Here is a 25,190-nt window from a genome sequence, read left to right as displayed (position 1 = left end):
CGGGCGCCCCGCGCGGTCGTACCGCGCAGGGCGCCCAGGATGGCGGCAAGCTGCCGACTGTCAGGCACTAGGTGTCGCAGACCTCTCCAGCGGCTCCGCCCACATCGACGATCGCTTCTCGCAGCTCGTCTCGGCTGACATTGGCATTACCGTCCAGCCCTCGGTCGCCAATACCTCTGTGCACCTCCTCGCGCTTTGCTCGATCCTTGGGATCGAGGCCGGCGCGCCGCATCTCGTAATCAACCTTCTTGTTGCTCTTCCTGTTGTCTCCCCGCTCCATCCGCTGCTGGCTGGGCTCCTCGCCCCACTCGTCGTACTCTTCGTACGGGTCCGGGTCATCGAGGTCGTCACCAGAGCCCCAGTAGCCGCCGGAGTTGTGCACGAGCAGTGGCGTGCCGCCGGCGACCACATAGTACGTGTGCACGGCGTGGATGGTCAGGTCATGCATCACCTGAGCCCCGGTGTAGGACTTCACGCTCTTGACGGTCACGCGCCGGCCGTTGAGCGACATCAGGTTCTCGCCAGCCAGAAGATCTGCCGCGAAGACCCACTCCTGCCGATCATGGCTCCAGACCGGGTGATGCTGGGTGGTCTGAACCGTCACCTCCGAGCCCCCGGTAACGGCGAGGACCAGGTCGGTGAGCGACACATCACGGTTCACATGGGTGGCGACCACCTCCTCCAAGCCGGATTGCCCCGTCTCCGGATCCGTGGCAACCACCTTGTCCCCGAGTTCTACCTCCTCGATGGGCTTCGTCGAGCCATCCCAGAGGAGCACCAGCGTGCCGGGAGCGAAACTGTGGCAGCCCTTCTTAAACAGGGTCTTGACGCCGTCAACGAGGTCGCCGAGCAGACCCTTGACCCTGGTGGTTAGATTGGCGAGCTTTTTCCACTTCCAGGGAGCGCCATACCTGACGGCCAGCTTGCCGAGGACACCACCAAGCATGGCTCCAGCGATGTTGCCAGCGGTGGCGAGGCACCCACCCATGTCACCCTGCGTAAAGCAGTTGAGCGCGTCAGTGATGCCCAACTCGTCCGCGAGAATCTTCGCCAGGGCCTTGGCCGAGTCGAGGATCTTCTGCTTGGCCCGGGCGATCCGCGCCTGGCGCTCCTTCTCGGCAGCAGCAGCCGCCGCCGCGCGGCGATCGGCCTCGCTGGCACGAGGATTGTTCCAGGCGTTGATGTGCGGCTCGTCCGGGTCGTACGCCTTCGAGCAACCACCACAACCGTCGTTGTGCCCCTTGACCTTGTGGTAGTTGCCGTACATGTCCTCGTAGTCCGCACCGGGACCGCAGGCGTCGTCGGAGCACGCCTTGAGGCCGTCGGGGTCGGAGAACGAGATCGGGTTGTTGTTGGCGTAGGCGTACCCGTTCATCTGCTGCGGGTCGCCGTTGTCGATGATCGGGTCTACCGAGATGAACCGACCGGTGACGATGTCGTACTCGCGAGCTCCGATGTTCACCAGGCCCGTGGTCGAGTCCTGGTTGCCGTTGACGAAGCCCTTTTCTGTCGGCCACTGCCCTGGTGCCAGCGGGTTACCTCGGGACTCACCGAACGGCGTGGTACGCCGGTGGGTGATTGCGCCGGTCTCGTCGACCGTCGCCTGGCCGGTGCCGTGATGGTCGGAGGCGACGTAGAAGAGGCCGTTGAGCTTGCGGACGATCGTGCCGCCGCCCGGTAGCGAGTAGTAGCGGGTGGCGTCGGTGGCCCGGGTGGTGTGGTTGAGCCGGATCTCCATCCCCGGCAGGTAGAGGGTCGTCGCGTTCGGCTCCTTACGGAGCATCCGCGAGCCGTCGACGTCGTAGAAGAAGTTGGTCTTCTTGCCGGCGGCATCGGTGACCGACTCGAGGTTGCCTTCGGCGTCCCAGATCAGGTTCTGGTCCTCGCCGACCTTGGTCCGCCGCTTGGTGTTGCCGGCGGCGTCGTACTCGTAGGAGTAGAGACGGTCACCCTGCGGGGTGGTCTCGGTCATCTGGCGGAGCGTGTGCGGCTGCGCGGTGCCCGCCGTCGGGTACGTGTACGCCCGATTGATCAGTGTGCTGCCGTCGGTGCCGTACTGCGTCTCGGTCTTGCGGTTGCCGGTCGGGTCGAACGTGTAGGCGTGGTGATAGGGGGCCACCCCGCCGACACCCGTCACCGACGGTCCGCCGGCACACGGGTCGGTGGCGGTGCTCGCCGACGTCCAAGCCTGCTCCATGCGGCGCAGGTAGTCGTAGGTGAAGCACTGCACGTCCCGGGTTCCGGACGGGGTGTTGGAGATCCGCAGGATGTTGCCGGACGCGTCGTACGTGTAGTTGGCGTCGAGGTCGATGACCGGTGCGCCGCTGCGGTCCAGCCGCAGGTTGGTCAGCCGCTTCGAACCCTGCTCGTACTGGTAGGTCGACCAGACCTTGTTGGCGCCCAGCGCCGCCTCGGTCTGGATGACCTCACCTGTGGTCGAGTAGTCGACGTCCGTCAGGTACGGAGCGTCACCGTTGGTGGCGGTGAGGCGCTCGAGGCCGTCGTAGGTGTAGGCAATTGCCTCGAAGGGCATGCCACCACCCTCGGACATGCCGACGGAGGCAATGGTGCCGTCGCTGTTGTACTCCGTGGAGAAGGTGTAGAGCCCGGCGAGCTCCGCGCCCGCGTGCTGCGGCACCTGGTAGTAGGTCGCGTGCGGCCGGTAGAACTCGTCGTAGGCGGTGTAGTACGTCGCGTACTCTTCGTCCCCAACCCAGCGGCTGGCCGAGGAAATCTTGCCCAGCATCTCCAGGTCGTAGGTCCAGCTGCTCAGCCGCACGCCGGTTTCGGCGGCCCCCTTGTAGGTGGCGGTCGTCCGGCCGATCTCGTCGTAGGTGCTGCTGATCTTCTGGCCCACGCCGTTGGTGGTGCTGGTGACCCGGTCCAGGTTGTCGTACGTGATCGTCGACGTGCCGGCGTCCGGGTCGATCGACTTGACCTTGCGGCCGAGCTGGTCGTACTCGTTCTTCCAGACGTTGCCGGCCGGGTCCTTGACCGTGGCGAGCTGACCGGACGGGGTGTAGGTGTACTCCGTCTTGTCGAACGTGCCCGTCGGGCCGGTGCCCTTGTACTGCAGCAACTGGGTGGTCTGCCCCAGGGCGTTGGTGATCGTCGTGGTGGGAGTGCCACCCTGCGGCGGGTCGACCGAGGTGCGGTCGCCGCCGTAGGTGGTGGTGGTGCGCCACTTCTCGTTGCCGGCGACGGAGGTGATCTCCGCCGTGACCCGGTCCGCACCGTCGTAGACGTAGAAAGTCTGGCCCTCGACCTCGCCGACGGTGGCGGGGAAGATGGTGTCGGCCGGCGCGCCCGCGGCGTTGTAGGTCGCGTACGTCCGGTCGAGCTTGCCGGTCGGGGTGTACATGGTGTCGGCGACCATGCGGGTGCCGTTCGGCCCCTCGGTCTGCACCTGGCGCGGACGCAGCAGGCCGTCGTGCAGCTTGTACTCGACGCTGTAGGTGCCGTCCTTCTGCCGCTTCTCGGTCTTGACCGCGACCGGCTTGTCCGTGCGGATCAGGTACGTGTACTTGATGCTCGGGTCGAGCCCGGCCGCACCCGTACGATCCGGCATCCACACCTTGGTGAGCCGGCCCAGCGGGTCGTACTCGAGTTGGCTGACCAGGCCGTTCGGGTCGGTCTGCTTGATCGGGCTGCCCCACGCGGGGGTGTACTCAGTCGTGGTGACGTGGGTGAGGGGGTTGGTCTCGACCACCTTGGTGGTCAGGCCGTTCGTCTCGGTGTACGCGGTGGTCGTGGTCTTGCCCATCGCGTCGGTCGCGGTCAGCGGCCGGCCGTACGAGTCGAAGGTGCCCGACGCGGCCGTGATGTAGGTGGCCGTGGTGCCGTCGTGGCTCTTCAGACGCTCGGACTTGGTCGGGTTGCCCAGCGTGGGGGACACGCCGAAGGCCTTGCCGTCGTAGTGCGTCCTGGTGTCGGAGATGACCTGGGTCCTGCGGTCCGGCGTGACGGAGCACGCCACCGACACCGACTCGGTGCGCGCCACCAGGCTGTAGAGGTGGGCGGCCGAGTTGTCGGCGTAGGTGGTGCGGTTGCACGCCTCGTCACCGGTGACGTTCACGTCGCCGAGGTTCTCGGTCTGGGTGACGCGGCCGAAGGTCGTCTCGAAGGTGGAGACGTTCTTGGTCTCCCGGAAGCCGCCTCCCGCCAGCGCGACGAAGCTGCGGGTGGCCGAGGTGTTGGTGAACCAGGCCTTCTTGTCGCCCCAGGTGTGCGACTCGGTGGCGGTGTTGTGCCGCCACGGGGTGGCGATGTTCCGGCTGACCACCGCCGCGCCGTTGTAGACCGTGCTCTCCAACTGGTGCCCGGAGAACTGGTCGTAGTCGATGTGCTCGACGCCGTCGGAGTCGGTCACCCGGACGTCCCGGGTGCTCGTGCTGCTCGGGATTTTGTCGCCGTGCATGCCGCGCAGGTAGCGGTACTCGGTCTTGGTGGTCTGGGTCTGACCGTTGCCGACGGTGACGACGACCTTTCCGTACCCCCGCCACTCGCTCCAGGTGAGGTCCTTCGGGTCACCGATCCCGTCCGGGTCGCCCTTACGCCAGGCGGCGCCGTCGAGGTAGTCGTACTTGGTGACCATGTCCGGCGCGCCGCCGGTCCGGTCGGTCTCGATGACCGCGGCAACCACATACTTGAAGAACCAGTCCGTGATCGGGTCGCCGGTGCCGAGCGGGTTCCACTTCACCGGATAGCAGCGCTTGGTGCTGTTGCCCTCCGTCGGCAGCGTGGTGGCGGTGCAGTCGGGAGTGGCGTAGTTGACGTCGATCTGGCCGCCCGTGTCCGTCCAGACCGTGGCGAGGCGGAACCGGACCAGTGGGCCGATGTTGTCGTTGTCCCGGTCCACCCGGTTCGGCAGCTGGAGGCCGCCCAGCTCCACCGACGGCATCGCGATGTCCGCGCCGGCGCCGTACATGCCGGTGTGGGTGATCTTGTGCAGCCAAAGGGTGCGAGAGCCGTCACCGTTGTCGGTGAGCAGGTGGTCGAGCTTCCAGTTGTCGACCGGGGTCCAGCCGGTGCCCTCGCGGATCTCGGTGGTGATGCCGGTCAGCCGCGCCCGGGTCCAGAACGTCGGGCTGATCTGGTCGAGCCTGCACTTGATGTTCGCGTTGCAGTTACGGTCGAACGGCACGTCCGGCCAGTACGGCGCGGTGGTGGTGGTCAGATCCTGCGGGTCGCAGTCGATGGTCCCGGTCCGCAGGCACCGCTCCTTGACGTCGAACCGCACGCGAGCCGGAGCGTTGGTGGTGTAGACGGCGTTGTGCCGCTGCCCGTAGTCGACCCGCTTGAGGTGGCCGCCCCGGTGGTAGGGCACGCCGTTGACGTCGGTCTTCTTGGACCGGGCGTAGTGGTTAGTCTCGCGGGCGTAGTAGTAGGAGCTGACGTTGCCGTAGCGGTCCTTGACGTAGTCGAGGCTCCACCGCCACGCCTGGTCGCAGTACGAGTCCAGGAAGGTGGTCTTGTTACAGGGCTCGTTGGTGTCGTCACCGAAAACCGGCACCGTCCAGGTGGAGTTGGTCGTCTCCTTGCCGGTGACCCAGCCGGGCAACTTGTTGAGCCCGAAGTGGTACTCGGTGCCGTCGGTCGTGGTGACCTTCCAGTGCTCACCGTCGTTGTCGTCGTTGTCCGCACCGGTGAACCGCTCGACCTTGGAGCCGTCGTCGGTGGCGAACTTCCAGGTGCTGCCGCTCTTCACCAGCTCGGTGGACTTGCCGTTGAGCAGGATCGTGGCGTTGTCGTACGCCCAGCACTGGTCGACGTACTGGTCGTGACCGTCGTCGGAGCACGACTTGTAGCGGCGCTCGATGTGGCCGGGCTCGTAGTTGAAGCCCTCGCCGACCCAGGAGCCCTGGTTGTTGGTCGCCGCGGTGCGGCCGTCGACCGACTGCGAGGAGTAGGCCAGGGTGATGCCCGGCGCCCCACCGCCCGGGACCGGGGGCGTGCGCACCGGATAGCTCCAGGAGAAGCCACCGGTGGACGGGGCCACCGACCACTTCGACGACGGCGCGAGCTTGGTCGCGCCGTAGTCGCCCTGCGAGGAGGACTCGCTGGCGGTCATCGCGAAGGTGGTGCCGCTGGACGCCGCGCTCACCGTCGCCGACACGGTGCGCTTCTCCGTGTCGTTGACGGTCGGCACCGGCTCGGCGGCACAGCCCGCCTTCTCCGGCGTGGTCAGCGCGCACTCCGGCAGCTTCACCAGCTTCAACCGGGAGCCGAAGTCACCGCCGTACGCGCCGGCCAGGCCCTCGTAGCTGACGCCGAGCTTGACGTCACCGGCGGCCTGCTGGCCGTCGGCGCGGTTGACCCGTACCAGCGGGCCGTCGACCCGAGCCTGCTCGGAGGCCTTGCGGTCGAGCACCTCGACGCGGACCTTGCCCGGCGCGGTGGCCGGCGTCGTCGCCGGGGCCACCGACTTCGCGCCGGCCTTCGGGGCGGGAACGGCCACGGCGGCGACCGACACGGCGAGGCCGCCGGCCTTACCGGTGGCGGTGGGCCCGCTGGCCACAGCACCGGTCCGGGCGGAGTCACGAGCGCCGGCCTGCGCCGGCCCGGTGGCCGGAGCAGCGGGTACGGCGATCTCGGTGGCGCCCGCCGCCGGCCAGGTGACCTTCGCGGGGGTGGTCGTGGCGGCGTCCGCCGCCGGGTTGCCCTTGCGCGGCTTCACGCCGACCGGGGCACGGTTGGGCACGGTCTTGCCCACGTCAGTGGCCGTCGGGCGTTTACGCTCCGCCGCGGCCGAGGCGGGGGCGGTGGCCACCTGGATGAGACTGACGCTCATCACACCGGCCATCGCCCAGGACACCGGTCGCACCACCCGGCGCTGCATAGCGCCGGACGCGACCAGGAGTCGGGAGAACATCCACCCTCCCCGGGGGTCGATTGGACACAGATATAGGAAGTTCGATCGATGCCGAGAGCAGGAGGCGTCGGGGCCGTCCGGAAAGGGCGGCCCCGACGCCTGTTCCGTCAGATGGTGGAGGCCTCGCCGATCACACGAAGCTTGTCGATCTTGATTCGGTCAGCGACGCCGTCGTAGACGCGAACCTCGTCGATGTTTCCGGACAGGTGCTCACCCGGCGTCGCGCCCAGGAAGGCTCGGCCGAGCTGGAGGCTCGACATCGAGGTGGGCTTGAAGGGCACGTCGAGGGGTTCCAGCTCCGTCGACTCCCCCTCGGACCACAGGGTGAACTGGCGGGTGTAGCCGTCGTAGACCAGCGCGAGGTGGTCCCCAGCACCCCCCATGTGCGGGGTACGGTTCGTCTCCTTCGCCTGGAAGACGGCGGCCGCCGTGTCGTCCGTGGTCGCGGCCAGCTCCCACTTGCCCCGGCTGTTGGCCCGGACGATGACGGCGCTGTTGTTCGGTCCCTTGATCGAGAAGGCGGTCATGGCGTGGTTGACGGAACTGCTGGTGAGCCTCACCCGGGCGGTGATGGTGAAGCTGCCCGTCGGGTCGACCAGGGCGCTGGTCGACTCCGCGTACTCGTCGGGCTTGCCCGCCAGCCGGAGGTGGCCCGTACCGACCATCCGGCCGATCGGGGTCGGCGTCTTGAACAGCAGGCTCTGCTTGCTCAGCACCAGCGCCGGGCCGGTGCCCACCGCCGGACTCTGGCCGGAGGTCTGGTCGTTGAGCTGCCAGTACGCCTTGCGGTTGAGCAGCTGCTTCTGCAGACCGGTCGAGTCCTCGGTCACGAGCGGCCGGTCGAAGACGGACACGTCCGCCATGCCGCCCTTCCAGAAGTCCGAGTACCCGCCGCCCTTGTAGGTGTGGCGCCCGAGTTGGAGCGAGCCCCGGGCCCGGGTCAGCGAACGCCGTTCCTTCTCGACGACCGGGCTGGTGCCGACCTGGAGGGAGATCTTCTTGTTCGGGCCGTCGAAGATCGCCGTGACGAAGGTCCATTCGGTGGTGACCGTGCCGGCCGTCACCTTCCACTCGCCGAGGTTGATGACATCGTTGGTCGGCATCCGGAAGAACCAGGTGCCCTGGTCGACGCCGAGGCTGAAGCCAGGCTCACCGGTGCCGTCCTGGCTCACCGCGACCTGGCGGCGGTTGACGTCGTCCACCCGGAACCAGCCGGTGATGGCGAAGCTCTGCGAGGTGTCCGCCAGCACCGACGTGTCGGTGACCATGTAGGCGTTGGACGTGCCGTCGAAGATGGCCGCGCGGTCCCACTGGCCGAAGTTGTTAGTCGTGGCGAAGGTGACCCCGCTGCCGACCGTGGCGTCGTTCGGCCCCCGGGAGTTGTCGGCCCGGGTCGCTCCCGCCGCGTCGGCCATCGGCCACTGCGCCACCGGAGGCCGCTTACCGACGCGGAACGTGCAGGTGGCCGGAGAGCTGGCCCGCTTGGCCGCGTCGACGGCCTTGACGAAGAGCTGGCGTGGGCCTTCCTTGTCCGGCGTCCAGTTGATCGTCACCGGGCCACCCGCGGTGGCGGGCTTCACCGAGATGTCGGTCCCGCCGTTGAAGTTGTACAGGTACTCGACGACGTCGGTGGCCGCCGAGTCGAAGGTGAAGCTGCCGACGACGCCGATCGATCCGCGCCACTCGTCGTCGTCCTTGCAGTCGGAGGTGGTGTCGGTGGCGTCCCCGGGCAGGTACTGAGCGGAGTCGACGTCCGGCGCGCTCGGACTGGTCTGGTCGAAGATGAACTGGCAGACGTTCCGTGATCCGTCGGAGCTCCAGGGCCCCCAGCTCACGCCGTCACCGCCCCGGACGTCCCACGACAGCGTGACGTTCTGCGGGATGGTCTTGGGCACGTAGTAGCTGAACTTCGAGCCGCTGGCCTTGAACGCCGTCTTGGTCTGCAGGACCGTGGGCGTCGAGCTGCCGGACGGCGTGTAGGTCACCCGGAACTCGGCCTGGACCTGCTCCGTGTGCGACGACGAGTGGTCGGGGTCGCGCAGGATGGCGTCGAGGCGCGGCACCTCAGGGGTGTACGGCACGTTGGTGGCGTAGACGCAGGCACCACCGGGCGACATGGTCAGTTCGGACTGGTTGGGGATCACCGGCGCGCGGTTGTAGCGGACCGAGAGCACGGCGTTGTCGCAGAACCGCTTGGTATGCGTCGAATCGCTCTCATTGACCGACTTGAGGCCCAGGGTGACGTTGCTCCACCCCCTCGCCACGGCGGTCTGCACGGCCGCCTTGGCGTCCCACTCGGTGTTCTGGTTGGTGGAGGTGCAGGTCGACTGCACGCTGGTAGGCGAGTTGGTGTCCAGGTGCGTCGCGGTCGACCAGCTGGACCCCCCGGGCTGGTTGCTCCAGTTGGTCGAGGTGCTGATCCCGGCCGGCATCAGGTACAACGCCGCTGCCCGGGCGGTGGAGTTGTAGACGTGCTGCATCGTCACCCGGAGCTTGGCCTCCAGGATCGTCTTGCCCGCGTACGGCGTGGAGAGCCGGTAGAAGAGACGCTTCACCAGCGAGTTGTTGCAGGAGCTCGGGCAGCGGCCGATGCGCTCGTGCCGCTTGCCGTCGAACTTCCAGTACTCCTCGGAGGGGTAGCCGCTGTCCACCATCGCCCAGGCGCTGTTGGTGCTGCCCTGCCACACCGGGTCCACGTACACCGGGTAGGTGGTGTCCGGGTCGGCGAGCATGGCGGCGTCCGGGGTGAGGCTCAGGGTGCCCTGGGAGTAGGAGAGCCCGACCTGGGCGACCTGCGAGGCCTCACCGGGGCCCCGGGCGGACGCCTCGTTCGGGTCCTCCGGGCCGGTGGTGGTGCCGGTGTCCGCCATGGCGGACGAGCGCAGGCCGCTGGTGGCGGCCTCGCCGCCCTCCTGGCTGCCGCTGTCCCACATGGTCGGCGCGTCGGCCTCCATCACCGGGTTGCCGGTGGCCGGGTCGAGGGCGACGATGCCGCCGTCCTCGGTCTCCTGGATGGTGAGCCCCTCACCGGTGACGCCGAGCCGCAGGTTCTGCAGCTCCGGCAGGTTGGCCGCCTCGGGGGTCTTGAGCACCAGGACGTGGGAGAAGCCCTCGACGGTCACGAACGCGACCAGGTCGACGTCCTGGAAGACCCCCGGGTAGACGAGCTGGTCCCCGTTGACGGTGGGCGTCGGCAGCGGGTTCGGCCAGGTGAGCGTCATGACCCGGGAGTCCCGCTCGACGACCATCAGCGGGGTGGTGCCGCCGTTGGACAGCCGCATGTTGAGCAGCGCCGCCGTGGGCGCGTACGTCCCGTCGGGCTGGGCCACGAGCGTCGCGTCGGCCGGCACCCACGCGTCGTTCTGGAGCACCCGGACCGCCTGGGTGTGCTCGTTGGCGACCAGCGTGCCGTCGGGCTGGGCGAACACGTCGCGGTACTCGCTGCGCTCCGCGAGCACCTCGACCGGCTGGTTGAGCGCCTTGGCCGCGAGCAGCGCCTCGGCCTCGGTGTCACGGACCGGGCTCTCCTCGACCGCGGCGACCGGCGCGGTGGCCGGCGCCGACTGCGGCGGTTCCACGAACGCGGTGCTGGACAGCAGGCCGGCGAGGCCCACCATGAGGCCGAGCGTGAAGAGCCGGCCCCGCTTTCTCGTACGACGGGCCACCCTCAGGTCCTCCCCCGTTGAACTGCGTGGATTGATGCGTGCCATCAGCTGACCGCCGCCCCGAAGACGCTGTTGCCGGTCGGCAGGCCGTTCACCCCGGGCTTCCAGCTCTGCGTCGGAGTCGTGTTGCCTCCGGCCAGGGCCGACCAGGTGTACGCGTGGACGGCGTCGTCGCCGTAGGGCGTGCCGACGAGCAGGCGCTGTGACGTCGCGCCGAGCGACGTGCCGACGATCTCCTTCGCCCGGGTGCTGCCCGGCAGGCTCGTCCCGTTGCGCTCGATGGTCACCGGCGTGCCGATCGGGTTGGCCAGCGCGGGGAAGATCCGCACCCGGCCCGCGTCGACCTCGTCGCCGATGTCCTCACCCGGGACGCCGATGGCGATGAACATCGTCGAGTTGGTGCCTTCGGCGGCCGGGTTGGTGTTCACCACCATGACCTTCTCGCCGAGGTAGTCGCCGTCCTCGGACGCGTAGGTGATCTCGGGTAGTTCGGTGTAGGTGTTGGCAGCGGTGACGTGGAAGCGGTGCACCAGGCCGGCGTCCGGCGCCGGGGTGTTCGTCGCCGCGACCGTGATGTCCTCGCCGGGCACGCCGACGACCACCAGCGAGTCTCGGGCGGTCGAACCCACCGGCCGGTACGGCGCGATGGAGATCGACTTGCCGAAGTTGTCGTTGTTCTCCGCGACGTTCGAGACGTTCGTGGCGTTCTGCTCCAGGCTGGCGGCGAGCGTGGGCAGCCCGTTCGTCAGCGTGTGGCTGAAGACGTTGACCGCACCGGCGAAAGCCTCCGCACCGATCGCCTCACCCGGTGAGCTGACCGCCCAGTGGTGCTTGGAGGCGGCCACGGCGTAACCGGTCCGGTCGTCGATCTCGGCCGCGCCGGGAATGCCGCCGGGGAAGCCGGTGCCGCTGCCCTGGCTCATCGCCAGGTTCAGGTTGCCGCGCAGGTAGTGCACGGCGCCGGTGAACGACCCGGTGGCAAGGCCCTCACCCGGTACGCCGATCACCAGGTAGGGCTCGCCGCTGGCGGTGCGGCTGCCGGCCACCGACTGGCCGAAATGATCATTCGCCTCCGGGCTGTCCGGAACGTTGGCAGCGTCCTGGTGGTACACCACCGGGGCCGGCCCCTGGGCCAGGCCTGCGGGCGAGCCGAGCAGCACGTAGACCGCGCCGGCGTAGGACTGGCCGCCGACGATCTGGTTGGGCACGCCGACCGCGAGGTCGGTGCAGCCGTCGTTGTTGTGGTCGTACGCGGAGATCGAGGTGCCGAACCGGTCACCGGCCTCGGCTGCGCCCGGAACGTTGGTGACTCCCTCGTGCAGGGTGTGGACGGTGGTGTTGCCGCCGTAGGCGACGTTCACACGGCCGGCCCGGACCTGCCCGTTGACGGTCGCTTCGGGGTCGGCGATCGCGACGTCGGCGACGCCGTCGCCGTTGAAGTCGCTCTCGGTGCCGCCCGTGCACCCGGTCACCGGTGCGACGGTGGTGTAGACCTGCATCTCGCAGAACGACGACCAGACGTCACTGCCGGACACTCCGTCGTGAGCCTTGACCCGCCAGCGGTAGATGCCGCCGTCGACGAAGGCGCCCGCGGGCAACGTCGTGGCAGCGGTGGCCCCGGAGGCGACGCTGCTGTAGACGGCCGACCCGATCGGGGTGTCGGCGTTCATCGCCCACCACTCGAAGGTGACCGTCATGGCGGTGCCGTCACCGTCGGAGACGGTGGCCTTGAGCTGCGGGGTCAGGGTGTTGACCGCCGGCCGGCCGGAGCCGGTGACGCAGCTCATGGCCGGGACGGTGGCCCGGGCGGTGACGGTCGGCCAGGAGTTGTAGGTGACCGACGCCTTCGGGTCCTCGGCGGCGCTGCCGCCCTCCCGGGACCGGAACTGCTTGAAGCCGGCGGTCACCGTCTCGTCGGTGGCCCGCACGCCCATGCCGGCCCGGGTCTTGTTCGCGGTGGCGGCCTTCTGGAAGAACGTCTTGCCGTCGATGTTGGCCCAGCCGTCGGCGCTGGCGCAGCCCGCGCCGCCACCGACGGTGGCGGTGGACCGGGCGTCGGGACCGACGGTGTCCCAGGCGGGCTGGTTGGTGAACGTCGTGGTGTAGGTCGACGGGGCGGTGGTCCAGATCTCCCACGAGGTCGGGGTGCAGGTGTGCGACCAGAAGTTCCAGAACGAGACGGTCGCCGAGTTGATCTGCTTACCGGCCAGGACCGTGGTGTCCCAGGTGAGGAACGACCGGGTGAGGGTGGCCGGCGTGGTGGCCAGCAGGCCGATCTGCAGGTCGGGCTCCTGGTTCTGGTCGGTGGTGACGGTCTGCCGGACCCAGGTGTCGAAGGTGGTGCCGAGCGGGTTGACCGTCGGGTCGATGGTCACCGGGTACGCGGTGGCCGGGTCGCGCAGCCAGGCGCGGTCCGGGGCAAGGGTCAGCTCGACGGCGTCACCGCGCTTGGTCAGCTCGGTGCGGACGGGCTTCTCGGCGGCGGGCCCACCCGTGATCGCGTTCTTCTTCGCGTCCCACATCAGCGGGGCGGGGATGTGCGCGGTCTGCTTGCCGGCCCGGTCGGTGATCGCGATCGAGCCGTCCTTCGCACGGTTCGACCCGGCGACGCCGGGGCCGGTGAACGGGAAGGCGACGGTCTCGACCTGCGCGGCGGCGTCCCGGGTCTTGACGACCAGGAACTGCTCGAAGCCCGTCCGGGTCGCCTCGACCACGAGGTCCACGCCGGGGCGGGCGTCCACGTAGGTGGCCCGGTTGCCGGTGAGGACCGGCGCGGGCAGGGCGCCCGACCAGCCCATCGCCACTCGGCTCGCGCCGGTGCCGACCGCGGCCAACTCGTGCTGGCCGGCACCGGCCGGGCCGGAGATCCGCAGGTCGTTGGGGTGTGCCACGGGAGCGACGGAGCCGTCCGCCGCCGCCTTGAGGGTGAGGTCCACCGGGACCCAGTCACCGCCCCGGCGGAACCGCTGCATGCCCGTGGCGATGTCCGCCCGGAACTGTCCGTCCGGTAGCGCGAAGACCTCCGTCGTCTCCGACGTGAGGCTCTTGACCTGAACCGGCTTGCCGGTCTCGCGGGCGGTCCGCAGGGACACCGCCTCGTCGGACCTGTTCTCCACGCCACCCGTCACGCCATCCGGGCCGGCGGCCAGATACGCCGCCGGTTCCCCCGAAATGCCGAACAATGCGACCGCCGTCATCACGGCAACGCCCGCCGCAAGACATGAACGGACGGTGGCAGTCTTACGACGTGCCACGAACCCTCCCCCGTGAGTCTCCAGTTTTGTGTGCACCGGGACTGTAGGGAGCGCGCAGCGCACCGCACAAGCATGGTCACGAACTGTGAGGATGAATGCCGCGAGACGGACTTATCGCCGCGCGCCGTCACACAGTGGAGTCTTAGCTGTTCGCAGCGCTTGAACCCGGGCGTGACGCCCGACCCTCGACGAAGCCGAAGGAAGCGCAAAGAAACAGCAAAGTAATAGGGTTCGGTCAATGCGTGAAACGAGGTGGGCCAATACCGGTGAGCGCTCCTGAAATGGCCTCACGGGCCCGAGGATCTGGCGGGACGAGGACCGGGTCCGCCGCAGGGCCATCGCCCGCATGGCGAACCCGGGGCGCACCCGGCACATCGGACGGAGGCGGCGAGCGAGGGTCGACCCGAAAGCCTGGGATCACACCCCCACCGACCCCGGCAGCAGGCCATCGATGCAGGTGAGCGACGGCCCAGCATGCTCACCACCGCATTCGTACGCCCGTTCGAATGAATGTTCTTCCGATTCGAGAGGAACGATTCGGCATGTCCGACCGAACCGCCGGACAGTCGCCTCTTCGACACCTGGCGGAACCAGAACGAGGGTGGTAAAAGCCGCTGGTCGGTCAGGAACCGAGCGCGTCGATGTCGCGTATCTCCTCGGCCGTCAGCGAGAAATCGAAGACATCGGCGTTGGCCCTGATCCGCTCCGGGGTGACCGACTTGGGGATGACCACGATCTCGTGGTCGATGTGCCAGCGCAGCACGACCTGGGCAGGCGACACGTCGTGCGCGGCGGCGATCCGGGTCAGTACCGGATCGGAGAGGTCGCTGGTCTTGAAGGGGCTGTAGCCCTCCAGCACGACGCCCCGGTCGCGGTGCTCGACGTGGCGCTGTCGGTCGTACAGCGACGGGCTCCAGCGGATCTGGTTGACCGCCGGGTTCTCCTCGGTGGCCTGGATCAGCTCGTCGATCTGCGCGGTGCTGTAGTTGCTCACCCCGACCGCCCGGGTCAGGTTCTCGTCCCGGGCCGCCAGCAGCTCCCGCCACACCGGGATGCTGTCGGCCGGCGAGGACGGCGGCCAGTGGATCAGCCAGAGGTCGACGTGATCGGTGTCGAGCGCGCGCAGGCTGGCCTCGATGGTCTCCAGTTCCCGCCCCACCCGGTCCGGCGGCAGCTTGGTGGTGATGAAGATGTCCTCACGGCGCAGCCCGCTCTCCTTGATCGCCCGGCCGACCTCCTCCTCGTTGCCGTACATGGTGGCGGTGTCGATGTGCCGGTAGCCGGCGTCGAGGGCGGCCAGCACGGCGTCGTAACCAGCCTGGCCGCTGGCCTGCCAGGTGCCGAAGCCGAGCAGCGGCATCCGGACGTCGCCGGGGAGCAGCGCGGTGGGCTGGTTGAGGTGCTGGTCCATACCGACGGTTCTACCCGTGATCGCCGGTGACATGCCCCGGAACCGGGCAACCGGCGGAGCCGGGCGGTTTGCCGGAGAATGCCGGTGTGGCGGACCGTCTGGAGGAGTATCGGCGCAAGCGGGACGCGGCGCGTACCCCGGAACCGGTGCCGCCGGAGCGGCCGCGCCGACGGCGGCGGGCCGGCGAGGCCCGGTTCGTGATCCAGCAGCACCACGCCCGCGCGCTGCACTGGGACCTGCGGCTGGAGCGCGACGGGGTGCTCGCCTCCTGGGCGGTGCCGCGCGGCCTGCCCCGGGACACCGGGCGCAACCACCTGGCCGTGCACACCGAGGACCACCCGATGGAGTACCTCGACTTCCACGGCGAGATCCCGGCCGGCGAGTACGGCGGCGGGACGATGACCGTGCACGACCGGGGCACCTACCAGTGCGAGAAGTGGCGCGACGACGAGGTGATCGTGGTGCTGCACGGCGCCCGCACCAGCGGCCGGTACGTCCTCTTCGCCACCGGCGGCCGCGACGGGCGGGACTGGATGGTCCGCCGTACCGACCCGCCCCCGCCCGGCTGGACGAGCATGCCGGAGCTGGTCCGCCCGATGCACCCCACCCCGTCCGGCCGGTTACCCGGCGACAGCTCGGAGTGGGGTTACGAGCTGCGCTGGGACGGCGTACGGGCGATGGCGTACGTCTCCGGCGGCCGGCTGCGGCTGCTGTCGGAGACCGACGAGGACGTCACCGGGGCGTACCCCTGGTTGCGGGACATGGCCGAGGCGCTGGCCCCGACGGAAGCCGTGCTGGACGGCGTCCTGGTCCGGATCGACCCCGCCGGCCGGGTCCGCCCGGCCCGGCCGAAGCGGGCCGCCGCCGACGCGCAGTTCCTGCTCTTCGATCTGCTCTGGCTGGAGGGCGTGGCCAGCCTCGACGTGCCGTACGCACAGCGCCGGGAGCTGCTCGATGGTCTGGCGCTGGCCGGGCCGCACTGGCAGACTCCGCCGTGGTTCCCCGGCACCGGCGCCGAGGCGCTGGACACGGCCCGCGGGCAGGGGCTGCCCGGGGTGGTGGCCAAGCGGCTGGACTCGGTCTACGAGCCGGGCCGACGCAGCCGCCGCTGGCTGAGCATCGAGGCAGGCTGACGGCGAGGAGCATCGTGTACCTGACCCACCTGGAGTGCCCGCGCTGCGGACGGGAGCACGACGCCGACCGACCGGCCAACCTGTGTGGGTGCGGCTCGCCGCTGCTGGCCCGCTACGACCTCGCGGCGGTGGCCGAGGCGGTGACGCCGGAGCGGTTCGGCCTGCGCCCGGCCGACCTGTGGCGCTACCGCGAGGTGCTGCCGGTGGCCGACGAGCGGCACGTCACCACGTTGGGCGAGGGCTGGACGCCGCTGTTGCGCGCGCCGGCGTACGGGACGGAGATCGGCATTCCGGACCTGATCGTCAAGGACGAGGGGCTGACGCCGACCGGGTCGTTCAAGGCGCGCGGCGCGGCAGTGGGGGTGAGCCGCGCCCGGGAGCTGGGCGTCGAGCGGATCGCCATGCCGACCAACGGCAACGCGGGGGCGGCCTGGGCGACGTACGCGGCCCGGGCCGGCCTGGGCGCGACCATCGCCATGCCGCTGGACGCGCCGACCATCTGCCGGCGGGAGTGCCTGGCCGCGGGCGCGGACCTGCGCCTGGTGGACGGGCTGATCAGCGACGCCGGCCGGTGGGTGGCGAAGCTGGTCGCCGACTCGGGCGGGACGGTCTTCGACGCGGGCACGCTGCGCGAGCCGTACCGGCTGGAGGGCAAGAAGACCATGGGGTACGAGATCGTCGAGCAGCTCGGCTGGCAGGTGCCCGACGTGATCATCTATCCGACCGGCGGCGGGGTCGGGTTGATCGGCATCCACAAGGCGATGCACGAGCTGCGTGAGCTGGGCTGGGTGGAGGACAAGCTGCCTCGCCTGGTCGCGGTGCAGTCCACCGGGTGCGCCCCGGTGGTGCGGGCGTTCGCCGCCGGGCAGGACCGGGCGGAGCCCTGGGCGGACGCGCGCACCGTCGCCTTCGGCATCACCGTTCCCGCCCCGCTGGGCGACGAGCTGATCCTGGCCGCGCTGCGGGAGAGCAGCGGCACCGCGCTCGCCGTCGACGACGCGGAGATCCTGGCCGACCTGCGGGACTTCGCCTCCCGGGAGGGGCTGCTGCTCTGCCCGGAGGGAGCGGCCTGCCTCACCGCCGCCCGGCACCTGCGCGCGGGCGGCTGGATCCGGGCCGGCGAGCGGGTGGTGGTGCTGAACACCGGGGCGGGGCTGAAGTATCCGGAGACGGTGGACGTCTCCGGCGTACCCGTGGTGGCGGCCTGACCCGGTCGGTGCGGCCGAGCGGCCGGACGGGGCCGGCGCCGCGTCAATGCCTGGCGATTGCAGGAGTGTTGCAGGATCTCGGCGCGGCGCTCAGCCGAAGCTCAGATCCGCGAACCGCCAGGCCGCGTTGATCAGCCCGATGTGCGACAGCGCCTGCGGCGTGTTGCCGAGCTGCGCGCCGGTACGCAGGTCCACCTGCTCGGCGAAGAGCCCGAGGTCGTTGGCGTGCCCGAGCACCTGCTCGAACAGCCGCCGGGCCCGGCCCTCCTCGCCCGCCAACAGCAGGCACTCGACCAGCCAGAACGAGCAGAGCACGAAACCGGCCGGGTCGGTGCCCCACCGTCGTACCAGGCCGTCGTCGCCGCCCAGCTCCCGCTCGATCGCGTCGATGGTGGCGCGCATCCGGGGGTCGGTGGCGGGCAGGAACTGCATCATCGGCAGCAGCAGCGCCGAGGCGTCCAGCTCCGCCGACCCGAAAACACCGGTGAACGCACCGACCCGGTCGTTCCAGCCGTCGCGCAGCACGGTGTCCCGGATCTCGTCGCGGATCGCGGCCCACCGCCGTGGGTCGGCCCGCTCACCGAGTCGGGGCGCCATCTGGACCGCCCGGTGCAGGGCGCACCAGCAGAGCACCTTGGACGACAGGTGGTGCCGCTCGCCGTCCCGGGTCTCCCAGATCCCGTGGTCCGGCAACCGCCAGGTCGCGGCGACCTGCTCGGCCAGCCCGACGACCATCTCGCGCAGCTCCTCGTCGAAGGTCTCGCCGAGATAATCGTGCAGCCGCCAGACCGCCGAGATCACCTCACCGGGCACGTCCAGCTGCCGCTGTCGCCAGGCGTCGTTGCCGACCCGCACCGGCCGGCTGCCCGCGTAGCCGCGCAGGTGCTCCAGCTCGCGCTCGGAGATGTCCCGCTCCCCCGCCAGGCCGAAGAGCACCGGGACCGGCTCGTCGCCGATCCGGCCGATCGCGCGGGCCGCCCAGGCGAAGAGCCGGTTCGCCTCCGTCGGGCAGGCGGCGACCCAGAACGCGCGCATCGTCATGGCGAAGTCGCGCAGCCAGGAGTAGCGGTAGTCGTAGTTGCGGTCGCCGCCGCACCACTCCGGCAGCGACGTGGTCAGCGCGGCGGCGACCGCGCCGCTGCGGGTGTACGTCAGACCGGTGAGCACGGTCGCGCTCTGGCGCACCTGCTCGGCGTACGGGCCGTCGTAGTGGTGCAGCCCCCGGTACGCCTGCCACGCCTGCACCGTCTCGGCGAGCGCGGTCAACGGGTCCACCCGGGCCGGCCGGTCGCCGTGCACCGGCGCGTACGCCAGATCGAAGCCGACGCACTGCCCGGCGGTGACCTCGAACTCCTGGCGGACCCGGTCCCGCCCGGCGCGCAGCGCCGGCCCGTTGCTGCGCAAGGTCAGCGCCACCGGGCCGGCGACGGTCACCACCGCACCGTCGGGCTTCTCGTGCAGGTACGGCGTGAGCAGGCCGTACTCGGGGCGGGGCGCGAAGTCCAGCCCCATCCGGACCCGCCCGCCGAGCCCCTCGACCACCCGCAGCAGCACCGCCGGGGAGTTCATGCCCAGTTGGTGACCGCGGGCGCCCACCTCGGCGGCGAGCGCGTCGGTGACCGCGACGCTCCCCTCGGGGGTGTGGTGGACCGTCCGCAGCACCAGCGTGTCCGGCTGGTACGCGCGCTCCACCCGGGACGGCCCGAGCGGCGCCAGCCGCCAGTACCCGGCGTCCGGGTCGAGCAGCCGGCCGAAGACCGACGGCGCGTCGAACCGGTCGGGGCACCACCAGTCGACCGAGCCGTCCCGGCCGACCAGCGCACCGGAGCGACAGTCGGAGAGGAACCCGTAGTCGGAGATCGGCGGCTGGTCCACCCGCCCCGGGTACCCGCACCGACCGGGTTCAGGCCGGTCAACGGGCCCGCCGGGCCGGGCCGGTCGGCGAGGCCGGTGGACCGTGCCGCCGGGGCGGTCAGGACGTCGGCGGCTCGTCCTCGCCGGCCGCCTCCGCCGCGTCGGCCTCCTCCTTCGTCCGGTGCACCACCTGGTCGGCGTGCTCCGGCGGGCCGTAGACGGTGTAGAGCACCAGCGGGTTCGGCCCGGTGTTGACGAAGTTGTGCTTGGTGCCGGCCGGCACCACCACCAGGTCGCCCTGGACGACCTCCCTGGTCTCCCCCGCCACCCGCGCCTCGCCGGTACCGCTGACGAAGGTCAGGATCTGGTCGATCCCGTCGTGCACCTCCTCACCGATCTCACCGCCCGGCGGGATGGTCATGATCACAAGCTGCGTCTTCTCACCGGTCCAGAGCACCCGGCGGAAGTCCGGGCTCTTCTGGGCGACGGTCGCGATCGTGAAATGCTCCATGACGCGCTCATACCCGGCCCGGGCCTCCGTCACGCCGGGACTGTCAGATGGTGGAATTCCCCACCCGCCCGAGGTTTGCCGCCCCGCGCAACGGGCATCGACCACACTGACGGCTGCGTACCCGCGGCTGTCGAGCCAGGTCCCCGCTGGCGTACCGCCGAAGGGCTGCGGTGGTGGGAGACGGCCGGAGCGCGGCGACGTGACGACCCAGGGGTCGGGCGGCGCCGTGCGCCCGTGTCCGGGCTTTCAGGTCAGCACCGCCAGGTGGAACGGCCGGTCGTTGCCTCAGCGGCGGCGTTGGGGCACGGGCGGGGAGCCGACGCAGACCACCCTCAGCTCGTCCTCGCCCTCCGGGCCGGCGAAGCGGACCTCGACGTGCTCGTCCGGGCCCCGGTCGACGTCGCGGACCCGGTAGCCCTGCGCCGGCGCCCAGGAGACCAGCCGTACCCCCGACGGCCCGCACTCGGCCACCGCCGTCCCGCCGGTGGTGGCCAGCGCCCGACGCGCGCCCGCGGCCGAGGTGACGGCGCCGCCGGAGGGTGTCGGGCCGGCGGCCGGCGGGGTGACCCCGGCGGCGGACGGCGGCGCCGTCGCGAGCGCCCGCCGCACCTCCTCCTGGCTGCGTACGCCACCCGGGGTGCCGCTGATGCTCTCCCCCACCAGCCGGATCGCCGCCAGGCCGATGAGCAGCGCGGCGACCGCGGTGGCGAGCCAGCCGAGCACGGCGAGCAGGGGGCGACCGGGCATGCCCCGAGTCTGCCGGACGCCGGGTTGCGGCGCGCCCAGGGCAGGGTTAAGGGACGGTTGCGGCGGGCGGCCGGCAGCGGCGCCACGGATTAGCCTGCCAGGTGTGGCCCGCCTGCTGCTGATCGAGGACGATCTCACCATCCGTACGCCGCTGATCCGCGCGCTGCGGGACCGCGGGCACGCCGTGGCCGCCGCCTCCACCGCCCTGACCGGCCTGCGGGACGCGCTCGAGGACCGGCCGGACCTGGTCGTGCTCGACCTGGGACTGCCCGACCTGGACGGTGCCGAGCTGCTACGGATGCTCCGGGCGATCAGCTCCGTGCCGGTCATCGTGGCCACCGCGCGCGACGACGAGCGGGAGATCGTCCGGATCCTCGACGCCGGGGCGGACGACTACGTGGTCAAGCCGTTCACCGCCGCGCAGTTGGACGCCCGGGCCCGCGCGGTGCTGCGGCGGGCCGCCCCGGAGGACCGGGACGCCGACCCGGCGCTGGTGGTCGGCGGACTGCGGATCGACCCGCGTACCCGCCAGGTCAGCCTGGACGGGGTCCCGGTGGAGCTGACCCCGCGCGAGTTCGACCTGCTGCACCACCTGGCCGGCCGACCGGGGCAGGTGGTGACCAAGCGGGAGCTGCTCACCGAGGTGTGGCGGATCCCGTACGGCGGCGCCGACAAGACCGTCGACGTGCACCTGTCCTGGCTGCGCCGCAAGCTCGGCGAGAACGCCCAGCAGCCCCGCTACCTGCACACCGTCCGGGGCGTCGGCGTGCGGCTGGCGCCGCCGCCCGGGACCGTCGGGTGAGGCGACGGCTGGCCCTGCTGGTCGCGTCGGTCAGCGTGCTCACCCTGATCGCCTTCCTGGTGCCGCTGGCGCTGCTGGTCCGCACCGTCGCCGAGGACCGGGCGACCGTGCGCGCGACGGCCGACGCGCAGAGCCTGGTGCCGGTGGTCGGCACCGCCGAGCTCGACACGGTCCGGATCACCGTCGAGCAGCTCGTCGTCGAGTCGGGGCGGCCGGTCACCGTCTTCCTGCCCGACGGCACGGTGCTGGGCGCGCCCGCGCCGCGTACGCCGGCGGTGGCGCTGGCCGCGCGCGGGCAGAGCCTGACCGCGGAGTCCGACGGCGGGCGGGAGGTGGTGATCGCCGTCCAGGGCCGGCCGGAGGGGGCGGCGGTGATCCGGACGGTGGTGCCCCGGGCCGAGCTGACCGCCGGGGTGACCCGGGCGTGGACGGTGCTGGCGCTGCTCGGCGCGCTCCTGGTGGTGGTGGGGCTGGTGGTCGCCGACCGGCTCGCCGGCTCGCTCACCCGTCCGATCACCGAGCTGTCCACGGTGTCCCACCGGCTGGCCAACGCCGAGCTGGACGCCCGGGTCGAGCCGGCCGGGCCGGCGGAGCTGCGCGAGGTGGCCGGCGCGCTCAACCACCTGGCCGGCCGGATCCAGGTGCTGCTGCGGGAGGAGCGGGAGCAGGTGGCGGACCTGTCGCACCGGCTGCGCACCCCGCTGACCGCGCTGCGGCTGGAGGCGGAGTCGCTGCGCGACCCGGACGACGCGGCCCGGGTGACCGCCGCCGTCGACGGGCTGGAACGGGCGGTCAGCGGGCTGATCCGCGAGGCCCGCTGGCGCAGCTCGCCCACCGCCGGCCGCGCGGTCAGCGACGCGGCGGCGGTGGTCGGCGAGCGGGTGGCGTTCTGGTCGGTGCTGGCCGAGGACACCGGTCGGCGGGTGACCCTGGAGCTGGCGCCGGGGCCGCTGCCTGTCGGGGTGGCGGCCGACGAGCTGGCGGCGGTGGTGGACGCCCTGCTGGGCAACGTCTTCGCGCACACCCCGGACGGCACCCCGTTCGCCGTGCGGCTGGCGACGGACGCCGACGGGGTGCTGCTGACCGTCGCCGACGAGGGGCCCGGGCTGCCCGCCGGGGCGGCCCGGCGGGGGTCCAGCGGGGCCGGGTCGACCGGCCTCGGCCTGGATATCGCCGACCGGGCGGCCCGGGCCGGCGGCGGTCACCTCGAACTCGGCACCGGGCCGGGCGGCGGGGCCGTGGTGCGCCTGCGGCTGGGCCGACCGCCGGGATAACCACCGCTTAGCGTCGGGACAGCGCGCCGCTATCCGCCTCCGGTCGATGCTCGGCAGGACAGCGAACGGGACCGACGGAAGGTGGACATCATGGGGCGTACCTCTCTGATCCTGGCCTCGGCCGGTGGCGTGGCGGTGCTGGCGGTGACCGGCGCGGCCCTCGGCGTCACCGCCGCCGACCGGCAGGCCGGCGCCCCGCGCGCCGCCCTCGCCGTCACGGGCGTCGGCGACACTCCCACGCCCGACGACAGGCCGTCCACCGTCGGGGCGACGCCGGTCGGGGTCGGCCGGGACCGGGCCGGGGCGGTCGCCCTCGCCGCGGTGGGCGGCGGCTGGGTCGTCGACGTCGAGGCCGAGCGGGAGCACGGCCGTCCGGTGTGGAGCGTCGAGGTGATGGCCGGCGTCGCCGGCTGGGACGTCCACGTCGACCGGGACACCGGTGCGGTGCTGCGCGTCCGGCCGGAGACCGGCGACCGCCGGGACGGCCCGGACGACAGCGACGACGGAGACGACGACCGGCGGCACGGCGGGGACGATCGGGGCGGCGACGACCACGGCGGCGACCGGCACGGGGACGACGACTGAGCCGGCAGCGGAGCCGGACCGCCCGCCGGCGCCCGGTCAGGGGCGGGCGGGTGGACCGGAGGCCGGCACGGCGACGGCCCGGCCGACCTGCGCGCCGAGGTGGCCCAGCACGTCGGCCAGACCGTTCCGCAGCTCCGCGTCGGCCAGCAACCCGTCCGCGCCGACCCCGTCGCGGGGCACCGGCAGGCGTACGCAGGCGGGCTCGACGATGTCGGCGCCGAGGTAGCCCAGCACCATCCGCAGGGTCTGCTCCGCCCCGGCGCCGCGGCCGGGCGCGGCCACGGTCACCCAGGCCACCGGCTTGTCGTACAGGTCGCCGTTGCCGACCGTCCAGTCGAGCAGGTTCTTGAAGCTGCCCGGCAGGGTGCCGGCGTACTCGGGGGTGCAGAAGAGCACCGCGTCGGCATCGGCGAGCGCGGCGCGCAGCGCCACCACCGGCGGGGGCGGCGTGTCGACCTGGTCCGGGTCGAAGGCGGGCAGCTCCGGCAGCGCGTCGTACAGCGTGGTGGTCACCCCCGGCACCGCCAGGGCGGATGCGGTACGCAGGGCGGCGGTGTTGGTGGACCCGGCCCGGGTGCTCCCCGGGACGAGCAGGATCCGGGCGTCCTGCGGCATCGGCTGCTCCTCAGCGTCGGCGGCACCGGCCAGTCAAGCACGGCCCGAGCGGCCGGCCCACCCCTGACTTCGGCCGGGCCGATCGGCGGTCGGCCGCAACGGTTTCCGGTCACCACCGGCCGTTCAACCCTGTGATGCAGGCGAATGTCTGGCTAGGCTGAAGTATGGTGCCCGCCCACCGGGGTCGGGTGGCGGAACCGGTCTACCACCCCATCCTCGCCAGCCGGCGGGGCGAGTTGGAGGCGCTGTCCCATCTGGACGGCGCCGTGGCTCCACTGCTCGCTCCGGTCCTCGAACTCTCCACAGTCGACCCGATCACGCTCGACCTGCTCGGCCGGCTGCCGGCCGGGCTCGTCCCGGCGGTCGACGTCTCCGCCCTGCCCGAGGTGCCGGAGACCGAGCTGGTCCGCTGGGGCGTACCGGTGGTGCCGGTGATCGGGCTGGCCGACAGCGACCGCCGGCTGGTGGCGCACGGCGTCGCGGCGCAGGCGTACGCCCGGCGCGCGGTTGTCCGGCTGCGGGCCGGCCAGGACCGGGCCGGGCCGGACGCGACCACCGCCGCGGCGGAGCGGATCTGGCGGTACGGCCGGCTGGTGCCGGAGCAGTGCGACCTGCTCATCGACGCCGGCGACGTCTGCTGCCCGGCCGACCTGCGGGTGACCGAGCCACGGGTTCGGCGGTTGGTGGACTGGGCGCGCCGGCACGCCTGGCGCACGGTGACCGTGGCGGCCGGCGGGATGCCGCCGACGCTGTCCCGCCTCCCCACCGACGAGCCGGTACGCCTGGACCGCTGGGACTGGCTGCTCTGGCAGCGCCTCGCCGACCTCGGCGTCGGGTACGGCGACTACGGCGTCGCCGCCGCGTCGCCCGCCGGGGAGGGGCCGGGTGATCGGTTCCCCACGGTGCGGTACACGGCGGACGGCGCCTGGTGGGTCTACCGCTGGTCGCGGCGGGGCGGCCGGGGCGACGAGCGCTTCGCCGACCTGTGCCGCACGCTGGTGGCGGCGCCGCACTGGCCGCCGGCCGGGGCCGGCTTCTCCTGGGGCGACCACGAGCTGCTGCGCCGCGCCCGGCGGGTGGCCGGTGCGGGCTCACCGACCAACTGGACGGCGTGGAGCACGTCGCACCATCTGGCGCACGTGCTGGCCACGCTGACCCGGCCGGCCCGGGACCAGCGCCCCGGCCCGTGGCGCGGCGAGGAGGAACGCGGACGTCCCACCCGGCCGCACCGGGGCGGCGAGGCGCGCCGGGCCGGTTGAG

Annotated in this window: 14 protein-coding genes; 6 read left to right on the top strand and 8 right to left on the bottom strand. The window is 71.6% G+C overall.

What is annotated here, in order from left to right:
• Window positions 1–67: 67 nt before the first annotated feature.
• From M2302_RS14865 to M2302_RS14850, 4 genes are all read right to left on the bottom strand, one after another.
• The gene (locus tag M2302_RS14865) at window positions 68–6,871 is read right to left on the bottom strand and encodes an RHS repeat-associated core domain-containing protein (protein ID WP_280838494.1); all 6,804 of its coding nucleotides are present in this window, start codon (window positions 6,869–6,871) and stop codon (window positions 68–70) included.
• Window positions 6,872–6,978: 107 nt separating this feature from the next.
• Window positions 6,979–10,488, bottom strand: coding sequence for a LamG-like jellyroll fold domain-containing protein (locus M2302_RS14860; RefSeq protein ID WP_280838553.1), 3,510 nt, complete (start codon window positions 10,486–10,488; stop codon window positions 6,979–6,981).
• Window positions 10,489–10,580: 92 nt separating this feature from the next.
• Window positions 10,581–13,733 (bottom strand): DNRLRE domain-containing protein, encoded by a 3,153-nt coding sequence (locus M2302_RS14855; protein WP_280838493.1) that lies wholly within the window; start codon window positions 13,731–13,733, stop codon window positions 10,581–10,583.
• A 679-nt stretch (window positions 13,734–14,412) separates the two neighbouring features.
• On the bottom strand, window positions 14,413–15,201 hold the full coding sequence (locus M2302_RS14850; RefSeq protein ID WP_280838492.1) for an aldo/keto reductase: 789 nt from the start codon (window positions 15,199–15,201) through the stop codon (window positions 14,413–14,415).
• A gap of 86 nt (window positions 15,202–15,287) precedes the next feature.
• Between M2302_RS14850 and M2302_RS14845 the strand changes: the two genes are divergently transcribed.
• Window positions 15,288–16,334, top strand: a complete 1,047-nt coding sequence (locus tag M2302_RS14845) for a DNA polymerase ligase N-terminal domain-containing protein (protein WP_280838491.1) — start codon at window positions 15,288–15,290, stop codon at window positions 16,332–16,334.
• Between the two features lie 14 nt (window positions 16,335–16,348).
• Window positions 16,349–17,542, top strand: a complete 1,194-nt coding sequence (locus tag M2302_RS14840) for a threonine synthase (RefSeq protein WP_280838490.1) — start codon at window positions 16,349–16,351, stop codon at window positions 17,540–17,542.
• 90 nt (window positions 17,543–17,632) lie between these two features.
• Here M2302_RS14840 and M2302_RS14835 read toward each other — a convergent pair whose 3' ends face one another.
• The 3 genes from M2302_RS14835 to M2302_RS14825 form a co-directional block, all read right to left on the bottom strand.
• On the bottom strand, window positions 17,633–19,417 hold the full coding sequence (locus M2302_RS14835; protein ID WP_280838489.1) for a glycoside hydrolase family 15 protein: 1,785 nt from the start codon (window positions 19,415–19,417) through the stop codon (window positions 17,633–17,635).
• 97 nt (window positions 19,418–19,514) lie between these two features.
• Window positions 19,515–19,907, bottom strand: coding sequence for a cupin domain-containing protein (locus tag M2302_RS14830; RefSeq protein WP_088963697.1), 393 nt, complete (start codon window positions 19,905–19,907; stop codon window positions 19,515–19,517).
• 285 nt (window positions 19,908–20,192) lie between these two features.
• Window positions 20,193–20,654, bottom strand: coding sequence for a septum formation initiator (locus M2302_RS14825; protein WP_280838488.1), 462 nt, complete (start codon window positions 20,652–20,654; stop codon window positions 20,193–20,195).
• 103 nt (window positions 20,655–20,757) lie between these two features.
• Here M2302_RS14825 and M2302_RS14820 point away from each other — a divergent pair, with 103 nt between their 5' ends.
• The 3 genes from M2302_RS14820 (at window position 20,758) to M2302_RS14810 (ending at window position 23,315) form a co-directional block, all read left to right on the top strand.
• A complete protein-coding gene (locus M2302_RS14820) occupies window positions 20,758–21,456 on the top strand; it encodes a response regulator transcription factor (RefSeq protein ID WP_280838487.1) in 699 nt (232 codons plus the stop codon).
• Window positions 21,453–22,730: a HAMP domain-containing sensor histidine kinase gene (locus M2302_RS14815; RefSeq protein ID WP_280838486.1), complete on the top strand. Its 1,278-nt coding sequence runs from the start codon at window positions 21,453–21,455 to the stop codon at window positions 22,728–22,730. The genes M2302_RS14820 and M2302_RS14815 overlap by 4 nt, the downstream gene beginning before the upstream one ends.
• Before the next feature lie 90 nt (window positions 22,731–22,820).
• A complete protein-coding gene (locus M2302_RS14810; RefSeq protein ID WP_280838485.1) occupies window positions 22,821–23,315 on the top strand; it encodes a PepSY domain-containing protein in 495 nt (164 codons plus the stop codon).
• 36 nt (window positions 23,316–23,351) lie between these two features.
• On the opposite strand, the gene M2302_RS14805 is transcribed toward M2302_RS14810, so the two are convergent.
• Complete coding sequence (locus M2302_RS14805; RefSeq protein ID WP_280838484.1) at window positions 23,352–23,930, bottom strand: NAD(P)H-dependent oxidoreductase; 579 nt, start codon at window positions 23,928–23,930, stop codon at window positions 23,352–23,354.
• Between the two features lie 164 nt (window positions 23,931–24,094).
• Between M2302_RS14805 and M2302_RS14800 the strand changes: the two genes are divergently transcribed.
• Window positions 24,095–25,189, top strand: a complete 1,095-nt coding sequence (locus M2302_RS14800; RefSeq protein WP_280838483.1) for a beta family protein — start codon at window positions 24,095–24,097, stop codon at window positions 25,187–25,189.
• Window position 25,190: the final 1 nt, after the last annotated feature.

This window comes from Micromonospora sp. A200 (genome assembly GCF_029893845.1).
GTDB lineage: Bacteria > Actinomycetota > Actinomycetes > Mycobacteriales > Micromonosporaceae > Micromonospora > Micromonospora purpureochromogenes.
Note: the sequence above shows the minus strand (reverse complement) of the source record. Positions and strands in the feature narration are given on the sequence as shown.

Excerpts from the sequence above, each read along its gene's own strand:
- M2302_RS14805 (WP_280838484.1), bottom strand. The coding sequence starts at position 23,930 with ATGCCGCAGGACGCCCGGATCCTGCTCGTCCCGGGGAGCACCCGGGCC.
- M2302_RS14860 (WP_280838553.1), bottom strand. The coding sequence starts at position 10,488 with ATGGTGGGCCTCGCCGGCCTGCTGTCCAGCACCGCGTTCGTGGAACCG.
- M2302_RS14850 (WP_280838492.1), bottom strand. The coding sequence starts at position 15,201 with ATGGACCAGCACCTCAACCAGCCCACCGCGCTGCTCCCCGGCGACGTC.
- M2302_RS14810 (WP_280838485.1), top strand. The coding sequence starts at position 22,821 with ATGGGGCGTACCTCTCTGATCCTGGCCTCGGCCGGTGGCGTGGCGGTG.
- M2302_RS14855 (WP_280838493.1), bottom strand. The coding sequence starts at position 13,733 with ATGACGGCGGTCGCATTGTTCGGCATTTCGGGGGAACCGGCGGCGTAT.
- M2302_RS14800 (WP_280838483.1), top strand. The coding sequence starts at position 24,095 with ATGGTGCCCGCCCACCGGGGTCGGGTGGCGGAACCGGTCTACCACCCC.
- M2302_RS14825 (WP_280838488.1), bottom strand. The coding sequence starts at position 20,654 with ATGCCCGGTCGCCCCCTGCTCGCCGTGCTCGGCTGGCTCGCCACCGCG.
- M2302_RS14865 (WP_280838494.1), bottom strand. The coding sequence starts at position 6,871 with ATGTTCTCCCGACTCCTGGTCGCGTCCGGCGCTATGCAGCGCCGGGTG.
- M2302_RS14830 (WP_088963697.1), bottom strand. The coding sequence starts at position 19,907 with ATGGAGCATTTCACGATCGCGACCGTCGCCCAGAAGAGCCCGGACTTC.